Below are 9,612 nucleotides of genomic sequence, written 5' to 3' on the forward strand. Positions count from 1 at the left end.
ACATTTACCCATTTTTTCTTTATAGTTTCTTGTTCCATATTGTCACCCTCACTTCATCAAAAATATTAATTTGTCCATTATAACATGTTTTTTTGAAGTACCGAGTGAATTTTTAAAATATTTAAAATCTTATCCTATCTGATTGAATAGACTGGTAGTAAACGAACATATAATAAGGAAAATTTGTTGGAGGGAATAATGAATGGAATTTTCATTGAACAGTTATGATGGGGCTTTGCCTGTAGAAGTAACGGTGGATGAGGACAATGGGAGGTACATGATTCGCAAAAGCGACACGAGCGGTGAATTCTTCAACAGTCCATTGGAAATGGTAAAATGGATTCGCGCAAATTTTCATCCTGATGATTTTTGCATCCCAGCCGAATTTACACAGATGATGGATAGCCTGGCTCAATTCGAATAATTGATCAATGAATTTCATCCAGCCGGATTTCCTTGTACTAAATTAGCCTGCCTGCCGAAACCCCTGCATTTTTTTGCAGGGGGCAGACTGTAGACAAACTCGATGAAAGCGAGCTTGTCTACAGTCTTTTTATTTTGATTGGGAAGTAAACCAGTTCTGTTGATTTCCGCTCCAGTCGCTTCGCTTTCCGCGGAAGAATTATGAAAAAGCCCTGCTGCCGGCTTTTTCATAAGCAAATTCTTCTAGGGGCTGGCGCTGAGCCTCCTCGCCGCCGTTGGCGTCTGCGGGGTCTCACCTGTCCAGTGGATCCCGCAGGACACTGAACTGCTTCCTCGAATCTGCCCACGCAGGATGGAAATGCGTTAGCATTTTCGGAAGAGTCTACGCGCCTTCCGCTCCAATCAACAGGGTTTCAATAACTGATCGGTGAACTGTAACTATGTCGACAAGCTGACCCCTGTACTTTTTGCAGGGTTTTTTACTGTGAAAATTATGATGCGATCCGCTTTACCTTCCTGGAGTCGATAATGATATCACGAACAAAACCAGCAAGTTCGATTAACTCTTTATCCTTATATTCATGGCTGTAAATAGGACGGCAAATGGTGACTGTAATTTTCGCTGGTTTAATCAGCCTGCCATTTTTCTCAAAAACATCCGCTGTTCCCTCAATCGAAATAGGGACAATCGGAACACCAGAATCCTTCGCTAGCCTGAAGCCACCTGCCTTGAAAAGTCCAATGGGACCACCCTTGCTTCTTGTTCCTTCTGGAAAAATGACAAGAGAATGTCTATTTCTCAATAATTCTACTCCAAACAAAATGGATCCTGCTGCTTTTTCGCGGTTCTTCCGGTCTATAAAAACGCAATGAATAGCTTCCATCCATGAAGAAAGAATAGGTATCTTCTTAACTTCTACTTTTGAAATAAAGCCAAAAGGCTTATCAATACTGCTAATCAGGACGGGTATATCAAAATCCCCTTCATGATTGCTTGCAAATAGGACAGGTCCATCTGGAATATAGTGGCTCCCTTTTACCTTTACTTCAGACCCAGTTAATGCCATGAATGTTTTAGACCAACTTTTGGGTGTTTCATGAATAAGAAGAGTTCTTTGTTCAAGCGGCATATCTACCGGCAACTTTTTTATTCTTGAAAGCTTGGGTATACTGCAGACGAGATAGCCGCCCATATACAAAAAACACGCAATTAATCGAAGCATTATTTCCTCCTAAAGTTTTTCTGTAGACATTATAATGGATTTAAACAGTTAAAACTATATGAATCAGAAAATCCACATAAAAAAACAGCCCATATTACAGGGGCTGCTCATCCATTATTTTCGTTTATAAATCAAAAACTCATAGTCATATGGATTTTTATTATCCTTTAAACCCTTTTCCCTGGTTTCCAGCTGCCATTTATCGATGTCAAACACAGGGAAGTATGTATCCCCTTCAAACTGCTCATGAATCATGGTTAGATACAGCCTATCCGCTTTAGGCAGGACTTCTTTGAAAATTTCCGCTCCGCCAATGACAAAAACCTCATCATCCTTCTTTGCTGTATATTCCAATAGCTCCTCAATTGAGTTCATGATGACACTGCCTTCAGGGCGGAACGTTTCATCCCGTGTTATGACGATATTTTCTCTTCCTGGAAGGGGCTTTCCTATTGATTCATACGTTTTCCTGCCCATCGCGATGGGGTGCCCCATCGTTACACGCTTAAAAAACTTAAGATCCTCAGGAAGTCTCCATGGAAGCTCATTATGAAGTCCGATTACGCGGTTTTCATCCATAGCCCAAATAAGAGAAATCATACACTTACAGCCCCTTTAATATGTGGATGTGCTTCATAATTGACCAGCTCAAAATCTTCAAATTTAAAATCAAAGATTGATTGTACTTCAGGGTTAATTTTCATCTGTGGCAATGGTTTAGGCTCGCGTGTAAGCTGAAGCTTAACCTGTTCAAGATGATTTGTGTAAATATGAGTATCCCCGAATGTGTGGATGAATTCACCAGGTTCTAGATCGCAAACCTGTGCAATCATCAAAGTAAGCAGAGCATAGGAAGCTATATTGAATGGAACTCCTAAAAATACATCAGCCGACCTCTGATATAGTTGGCAGGATAGCTTGCCATCGGCAACATAGAACTGGAACATACAGTGGCAGGGTGGCAAAGCCATTTTATTAATTTCGGCCACATTCCAGGCATTGACGATCATCCTCCTGGAATCTGGATTTGTTTTAATTGTATCAATCAATTCTGATATCTGGTCAACCGTCTTCCCATCTGCACCTGACCATGATCGCCACTGATGTCCATATACAGGTCCAAGATTCCCGTTTTCATCAGCCCATTCATTCCAAATGCGGACACCATTGTCCTGGAGGTATTTAACATTCGTATCCCCGTCAAGAAACCAAAGAAGCTCATGGATAATCGATTTTACATGAAGTTTTTTTGTGGTAAGCAAAGGAAATCCATCCTGAAGATTAAACCGCATCTGATAACCAAAGGTGCTGATCGTACCGGTACCTGTCCGATCCTCTTTTTCCACACCGGTTTTCAATACATGTTCACATAGTTCTAAATACTGTTTCATGAATTACCCCGCCTTTCAGACAACCTTTTATTCCTTCATTTTAGCAAATAAACTTATTCGAGTCGAAATCCACTCACATAAAACAAATTTTTTTTTTGCTTACTGAGAGCGCGATTATGATTGTAATAGAGAAAAGCCGCATGAATGGATTTCATACAGCTCTTAATTTAGACTTTTAATATATTGATAGGTTTGGGGTGCGGCCTGCTGTAAAAGCCGGGTTGGCATGCCGCCAATGTAAAACATCGCAAAGCTTTCTGCGAAATATTCTTCCGGATAGTCCAGAAAATACGCACGCCCAGGAAACAATAGCCGGCTTTCATGTCGCCAAATCTTCAAAAATTGCTCTTTCTTCCTTATTCCTCCATAAACATGGCGGTCAAGCGAATGAGCCAATTCATGCAATTCCAGATTAACAGAGCTGTGTCCCTTCCCCTTATCGCTGCTGCCAATTTTCACAAGTACCGTCCTTGATCCGCCAATCCCCGGCACTTGGTCCCAAGTCCGATTAGTTGTGTAGCCTCTGGGAATGACACCCTTCAAATGCCGAGCTGAAGGATTATCCGTCAAATTCCCTTCAAATAATTTAACTCTAATATTTTGATTAACAGCTCTTTTCAGCATTGAATCAGGAAGCATCGCAATTCTGTTAATAATGCCAGCAGCCTCTTTTTGGTCAAAATCATCTTCAGGCAGGACGATCATCTGTCCTATGAGACTTACAGATTCCTTATCTATTAAATGAAGTAATATGGAATGTTTCGGGAAATCATTGAGAAAAATACCATCCATATTTGCATTTGAGCTTCCGAGCAGAGTAAAGGAAAGTATGATAACCATGAAAACCTGAGCAATTTTCCGCATTGATTATCTCCCTTTCCTGAGGTGTAATCCAGAGAAGTAATTTAGGGCCTGTTTAAGAAAAACCGAGGTTTGTAAACTATTAAAATTATAACATATGGAAGTTTGTCTGTTGGCTGAGAATTTTAGGAAGGGACCTGGTACGAAGTAATTCAGTGAAATGAATTGCCCCAAAAAAAAATAAACCCCATTCAATAAAGAACGGGGTTGGTCTATCATTTAAACATCAAGCCCAAAATTTCGGCAAAGTTCAGCTAATCCACCTGAAAAGCCGCTGCCGATGGCATTGAATTTCCACTCGCTGCCGTTGCGGTATAATTCGCAAATGACAACCGCTGTTTCAACCGAGAAATCTTCACCAAGATCAAACCTCAGAATTTCCTGGCCATTTTCTTCATTTACTACTCTGGCAAATGCGTTTGAGACTTGGCCAAAGTTTTGCCTTCTTTGTTCGGCATCATGTATTGTGACTGCGATGGCAATCCTGTGTACATGAGATGGTACTTTGGAGAAATCGATCATGATTTGCTCATCGTCCCCATCGCCTTCACCTGTCCGGTTGTCACCAGTATGCTCGACACCCCCGCTCGGATGCTGAAGCTGATTATAAAAAATGAAATCGGAATCCTGCTTGCACTTTCCATTTTCATCTGCTAAAAAAGCGGAGGCATCAAGATCAAAGCTGCTGCCACCGGTATAGCGATTTGTATCCCACCCCAGGCCGACAATCACACGCGTCAGCCCGGGGTTCGTTTTTGTCAGATCAATCCGTTGACCTTTTGACAGGTTGATTCCCATTCCATTCACCCCTCAATTTAGCAGCAAAATTTTTCCATAAAAAAATATTAACTATAAGAACGAACTACTTCGCTTAAGCCCGAAGCATTTGTTCCAGTGCCAACAGCACCGAATTTCCACTCATTGCCGTGACGATAAATTTCACCGACAATCAAGCTTGTCTTGCCACTGTAGTCTTCAGTTAAGTTGTACTTAATTAATTCCTGATTGCTATTCGGATTTACGACCCTGATAAATGCATTTTGAATCATTCCAAAATGCTGTTTGCGCTTTACAGCATCATAAATATTTACGACAAATACTAATTTTTCCACATGGCCTGGAACCTTATTAAGCTCGATTGAAACCTGCTCGTCATCTCCATCCCCATCTCCAGTCAAGTTATCACCAGAGTGAGTTACGCTGCCGTCTTTGCTTTTGAGATTACCGAAGTAGATTACATCGTTATTATTTTGCAATTTATCGTTTGCACCAAGCATGATGACAGATGCGTCACAGTCAACATTCGCTCCGCTGCCTCCGCCGCCGAATAGGCCGCCGAACAGACCTCCGCCTCCGCCGCTCTTTTGGACAGGATCCCAGCCTAGACCAACCATAATTTTAGAAAGTCCCGGATTTCCTTTTGTTAAATCAACGCGCTGACCTTTTTGTAAATTAATAGCCATTACCTTCACCTCTTCTAAGTATTTTAGTTGATTTATTTATCAGGCTCTTTTCCGAGTTTCACTTATATGAGCGATTACGGAAAGAGCCAATAAAAATGAGCAGAGTATCTTTATTGCTGCTTCATTTTTTTAAAATTTTCCTGGAGCTGCATCAAGCGTTTTGTACCCTCTTCTCTGAGGCGCTTGTTTTCTTCCTCTATGGACTTTGTTTCCTGCATGCCCTTCATGATGATATTCCAGCTTTCTTCAATAGTTTCAATTTTAATGCTCGGAGCACCTGAAAGACGGGCAATATCAACACTTTGGCTAGAGATGTTCTGGGCATTCCTTACAAGCATCTCATTTGTGCGGCGGTCAAGCTCATTCATGGAATCTGCCACAAGTTTCTGTCTTTTAGCAGCGACAGCCTGAATCAAGCCGTTCTTGAAAATAGGAATTGTTGTAACAAAGGCAGAATTAATTTTTCCGATCAGCTTTGTGTTTCCTCGCTGCAGCAGCCTGATTTGCGGGGCTGTCTGCAAGGCCACCATTTTAGCCATTTCCAGATCATAAATTCTCTGTTCAAGCAGCTCAACAGCATTGCGAAGAGTATCAAGCTGCATGGATGCCATCTGGTCACCTGCCGCGGCTTTTGCTTCAAGCTGCGGAAGCTCGTTTGATTTCAGTTCGTTCAGCTTAAGTTCTCCAGCCACAACATATTTTTCAAGCGTCATATAAAATTGATAGTTTTGATCGTACATACTCTCAAGCATGTTTGTTGATTCGACCATCTCACTCTGGTATTTGGAGATTTCAACATAAACATTATCAATCTCTTTGCCCATTGTCTGGTACTTGCCAAAAAGCTTTTCAACAAGCTTCTCGCTTTTTTTGAACAGCTTGCCAAACAAGCCTCCAGATGTTTTCTCAAAATCCTTCTTATCGAAGCGATCCATGATTTTACCAAGCTGTTTCAAAAGTTCTCCAGAATCCTCTACCTTAGTCGTCCGCATATTTCCAAGGATCTGGTCAGAAAATCTGGAAATTTCAACTGCAGGCTCTTTACCAAACTCGAGGATGTGAATCTGGTCACGCTCATCGATGCTGCGTGCAAGTTTCTGTACTTCCGGCTCATTCCGAAGGGCAAGCTTTAAATCCGAAACCGTTGCTTCGGATAATTTATCGTCAGGATTTGCAGTTGCAAGGCTGATATCTTGATTCTGTGTTTGGTTCATCAAGTCAATCTCCCCTTAAATTTTTTAATATTCCTTGAAAAAGAACTTTCTTAATGATCGATGGTTCTTTGAATTCCTGTTCAAAAACCACATCCTCGAGCCAATGGGAATCAAAAGCACTTGCATCGATAAAATTCTCGATATCATTATGCCCAGGAGGATTGTATATGACCAGGTCAACGCCAAGTTGGTTCATCAATAACAGCAGTGCGGCATCAGATCTTGTCATCGTCCCATTAAGTTCATTGTTGTATAAAATCAGCTTTGGAATGTCCTGGGAATAATCAAACTTTTGCAGCATCTTTAAAATATTTTCCGGCACCTGCATAGCCTGGGTGAAAAGATAAATTCTTAACTCCTCTTCATTTTCATGATGCTGAGGTTTTATTTTAGGACTAGCGCAAAGGTTTCTGATGGCAACTGCCAGACCCTTTTGGAGTCCAGTTGGCAAGTGATTATACTTCCAATAATGAGTGCCAGCCATTTTAACAGGATCAAGCAGTCCGTCTATCCCTAATGCATTTCGATAGTGAAAGCGGAAATCACTATTGGCACCTGATGAAAATGGAAAGCTCTTAATCAGCACTGCATTCTCATACCCCATTAAGGCGTGAAGGCGATCCCAATATTCCCGGCGGCTCCTGCTGACGCCATTAATTTTTGAGAAGAGGGCAGGAATCTTGACTGTCCCATTCTTCACTTCAAAATTCGGCCGTATCATTGCTTTTTCCCTGGCAAGTAAAAACAGTTCATCATAGGTTGTCTTCAAAGTTACGGAAGATGGCTCATAGTCTCTTAGCTGCCACGGCTTATAAAGGCCCGAGCCCTCATGGTTCAAAATGTTCTCGATTTCTCGGGATGCCCTGTAAGCAACCGTTGCCGTCCGCTTTCTCTTTTCCATTGGAAAGGGATCAGGACCCTTCTTTTCAGGAAAAGAATGAACAAAAGATTGCTCTTTTTGAGGATCTGCAAGTGAAAACACATCATTTCCTTCAGGAGTGAAAGAAACAATATCACACCCAATTTTCATTATGAAATAAAGGAAGTACTGATGGCTTTTGTTGAAATTGCCATACCACAAGAAGCCTGGCATGTTGTTCTCAGGATTTGCATTCTTCAAAGGTGTTTCAAGATGATTGAACGACCACTTAATGACATCAACTAGTATCCTTCGTAACTCTGGGCTCTTCAATCCGCCTTCCTCGGTGCGGGCAAACAATTCGACCATACCGATTGCTGCTTCCCTGATTTTCCTGTGAATAAGCGAATTACTCGAAGATATAATCAATTTTTCGCCATCCAGGAAGGCGACAAACCGATTTATAGAAAGATTCTGTTCTTTATTGATATTAATAATTTTTTGGATTGACTGGAAATGTGCGTTATCAATTGTTTTATCAAGTGAATCTTCACTTAATAAGATAAGACCATGTTTTTGCACATAATCAAAAAGCTGGTTGTAATACTCGTCTTCATCAAGAGGTATGCCAATGAACCTGGCAAGGACCTGGCCAATGTGCAAGGCTGTCCCCTCTTTCCTAAAAAGCTGGCGCTCACTTGCCTTTTTCTCGACAATGCTTAACCAATTGTCATATGTAACAGGTAATGTATGTATTTGTAATTGGTTGATTGATGGATACATAAAATCACTTCCTACTAAGAGAGAAAGTCAAATTTCCCATTTATAAACATAGGCCTCTTTTGTTCCCCATTGTTTCCGTCTGAGAGAGAACAACAAATAAAAGTAACAGCCTTTATTTACCATCATAACATACATAAAGCTCATTTTTCCCGTTTTGTAATAGCTAGTACGGATGAAACCGTCTAAAAGTTTCATAAAACCTCAGAATTACGGATTTTTCACCTTTATTCTTGTCCATGCATATAGTTGAGTACCACAATCAGGAAGGTGGACTTCACATGCGTTTCTTATATAAAAGGCCCCCCGCTGAAGAGCTGCACATTGAAATTCGGGATGTCCGGCAGGCAATGTGCTCCGGCGGCCTCGTTCTCTTTGACTTGCTCTTCTATTCATTCATATTTTCTCTCTTAATCATGCCGGTGAATGCAGGTTTTGTTCATTTTGGCACCGTTTTTTTATTCATGTACGGCTCTTTTGCCTGTCTGTTTTTTTTAGTCCGGAAGGCAATGAATAAGCTCAGCATTTTTAAACATTCCCGTTGATTATGATGCGTATTTTTTCCAGTATTTCCTCTCCAGCTAACGCCCCTCGCTGTTCTGTATCAATATAAGACAACAATCCATTGTCATTGGCAAGTTCGCCATGGGCAGGGATAAAACTATGGTCACATTTTACCAGGAGGTCTTCATCCAAAAGTGAGTCCCCCGCACCAATCAATGTACTTATTCCTTCCCTCTCTTTTACAAAGGATACTGCTTCGCCTTTGCTGATTGGGTTAGGCATAAAATAAAGTTTCCGCCCCTGGTAGGAAACTTTCCAGCCATATGCAGAGGCCGCTCTCTTAAATTCTTGGATCTGATGAGCTGTAAGTTTTTCCTCGAGCAGATAATATAAGAAAAGGCCGTCTGCGGATTTTAGTTCACCCTTGACTTGGAAAATATTCCTATTAAGTATTTCCTTTAATTCTTCAATAGAGGCACTTTCCTGTTTCAATCTCTCAGAAATTCCTGCGCGCCAATCCGGAAGAGGATTTCCTTCATATAAGATCTCTGCGCCATTAAAAGTAATCGCATACTTTACAGGAATATGCTCCTCAAAAATAAAAATTCTCTTAAACTGATTTGTCGTCCTGGTCGTTACTGGCACAAGCAATAGATCATGCGAAATTTCTTCGAGCTCCTCAAACGCTTTCTGTGTCATGAAGGCAATAGACTTGCCTTCCTTTTTTTCGACCGCACGCAGTTGGCCATCAATAGAGGGACCTAAATCCTCAAGTGCCTTCCTTGAATAAATAATGGTCCTGTCCAGGTCGGTTGCAAACATCATGATGCCTTACCCCTTTAACTGCTTAATTAGGCCGCAGCAGGCATAATCCATATTTGGATAGTGCACGAG

General features: G+C 41.3%; 11 protein-coding genes. 1 reads left to right on the plus strand and 10 read right to left on the minus strand.

Features of this window, described 5'->3' with window-relative positions:
- Positions 1-202: 202 nt before the first annotated feature.
- Complete coding sequence (locus WB217_RS12835; RefSeq protein ID WP_423993608.1) at positions 203-424, plus strand: hypothetical protein; 222 nt, start codon at positions 203-205, stop codon at positions 422-424.
- Between the two features lie 14 nt (positions 425-438).
- On the opposite strand, the gene WB217_RS12840 is transcribed toward WB217_RS12835, so the two are convergent.
- The 10 genes from WB217_RS12840 to WB217_RS12885 form a co-directional block, all read right to left on the minus strand.
- On the minus strand, positions 439-654 hold the full coding sequence (locus tag WB217_RS12840; RefSeq protein WP_423993609.1) for a hypothetical protein: 216 nt from the start codon (positions 652-654) through the stop codon (positions 439-441).
- Between the two features lie 260 nt (positions 655-914).
- The gene (locus WB217_RS12845) at positions 915-1,646 is read right to left on the minus strand and encodes a lysophospholipid acyltransferase family protein (RefSeq protein WP_423993610.1); all 732 of its coding nucleotides are present in this window, start codon (positions 1,644-1,646) and stop codon (positions 915-917) included.
- A gap of 114 nt (positions 1,647-1,760) precedes the next feature.
- Entirely contained in the window at positions 1,761-2,246 is a 486-nt protein-coding gene (locus WB217_RS12850; RefSeq protein ID WP_423993611.1) for a dihydrofolate reductase, read from the minus strand.
- Positions 2,243-3,037, minus strand: coding sequence for a thymidylate synthase (locus tag WB217_RS12855; protein ID WP_423993612.1), 795 nt, complete (start codon positions 3,035-3,037; stop codon positions 2,243-2,245). Before WB217_RS12855 ends, WB217_RS12850 begins: the two co-directional genes overlap by 4 nt.
- Positions 3,038-3,199: 162 nt before the next feature.
- On the minus strand, positions 3,200-3,901 hold the full coding sequence (locus tag WB217_RS12860; RefSeq protein ID WP_423993613.1) for an anthrax toxin lethal factor-related metalloendopeptidase: 702 nt from the start codon (positions 3,899-3,901) through the stop codon (positions 3,200-3,202).
- Positions 3,902-4,117: 216 nt separating this feature from the next.
- Positions 4,118-4,696 (minus strand): TerD family protein, encoded by a 579-nt coding sequence (locus WB217_RS12865; RefSeq protein WP_423993614.1) that lies wholly within the window; start codon positions 4,694-4,696, stop codon positions 4,118-4,120.
- Positions 4,697-4,743: 47 nt separating this feature from the next.
- Positions 4,744-5,361 (minus strand): TerD family protein, encoded by a 618-nt coding sequence (locus WB217_RS12870; RefSeq protein ID WP_423993615.1) that lies wholly within the window; start codon positions 5,359-5,361, stop codon positions 4,744-4,746.
- Positions 5,362-5,471: 110 nt separating this feature from the next.
- On the minus strand, positions 5,472-6,575 hold the full coding sequence (locus tag WB217_RS12875; RefSeq protein WP_423993616.1) for a toxic anion resistance protein: 1,104 nt from the start codon (positions 6,573-6,575) through the stop codon (positions 5,472-5,474).
- A 4-nt stretch (positions 6,576-6,579) separates the two neighbouring features.
- Complete coding sequence (locus WB217_RS12880; RefSeq protein WP_423993617.1) at positions 6,580-8,217, minus strand: YceG family protein; 1,638 nt, start codon at positions 8,215-8,217, stop codon at positions 6,580-6,582.
- A 525-nt stretch (positions 8,218-8,742) separates the two neighbouring features.
- The gene (locus WB217_RS12885; protein WP_423993618.1) at positions 8,743-9,543 is read right to left on the minus strand and encodes an HAD family hydrolase; all 801 of its coding nucleotides are present in this window, start codon (positions 9,541-9,543) and stop codon (positions 8,743-8,745) included.
- Positions 9,544-9,612: the final 69 nt, after the last annotated feature.

Origin of the sequence: Mesobacillus sp. (genome assembly GCF_049588175.1) — a bacterium.
Taxonomy (GTDB): Bacteria; Bacillota; Bacilli; order Bacillales; family Cytobacillaceae; genus Mesobacillus.

What these genes read in the sequence shown, in the direction of transcription:
- WB217_RS12845 (WP_423993610.1), bottom strand. Translation starts at nt 1,646, where the DNA reads ATGCTTCGATTAATTGCGTGTTTTTTGTATATGGGCGGCTATCTCGTC.
- WB217_RS12850 (WP_423993611.1), bottom strand. Translation starts at nt 2,246, where the DNA reads ATGATTTCTCTTATTTGGGCTATGGATGAAAACCGCGTAATCGGACTT.
- WB217_RS12855 (WP_423993612.1), bottom strand. Translation starts at nt 3,037, where the DNA reads ATGAAACAGTATTTAGAACTATGTGAACATGTATTGAAAACCGGTGTG.
- WB217_RS12840 (WP_423993609.1), bottom strand. Translation starts at nt 654, where the DNA reads ATGAAAAAGCCGGCAGCAGGGCTTTTTCATAATTCTTCCGCGGAAAGC.
- WB217_RS12870 (WP_423993615.1), bottom strand. Translation starts at nt 5,361, where the DNA reads ATGGCTATTAATTTACAAAAAGGTCAGCGCGTTGATTTAACAAAAGGA.
- WB217_RS12885 (WP_423993618.1), bottom strand. Translation starts at nt 9,543, where the DNA reads ATGATGTTTGCAACCGACCTGGACAGGACCATTATTTATTCAAGGAAG.
- WB217_RS12875 (WP_423993616.1), bottom strand. Translation starts at nt 6,575, where the DNA reads ATGAACCAAACACAGAATCAAGATATCAGCCTTGCAACTGCAAATCCT.
- WB217_RS12880 (WP_423993617.1), bottom strand. Translation starts at nt 8,217, where the DNA reads ATGTATCCATCAATCAACCAATTACAAATACATACATTACCTGTTACA.
- WB217_RS12835 (WP_423993608.1), top strand. Translation starts at nt 203, where the DNA reads ATGGAATTTTCATTGAACAGTTATGATGGGGCTTTGCCTGTAGAAGTA.
- WB217_RS12865 (WP_423993614.1), bottom strand. Translation starts at nt 4,696, where the DNA reads ATGGGAATCAACCTGTCAAAAGGTCAACGGATTGATCTGACAAAAACG.
- WB217_RS12860 (WP_423993613.1), bottom strand. Translation starts at nt 3,901, where the DNA reads ATGCGGAAAATTGCTCAGGTTTTCATGGTTATCATACTTTCCTTTACT.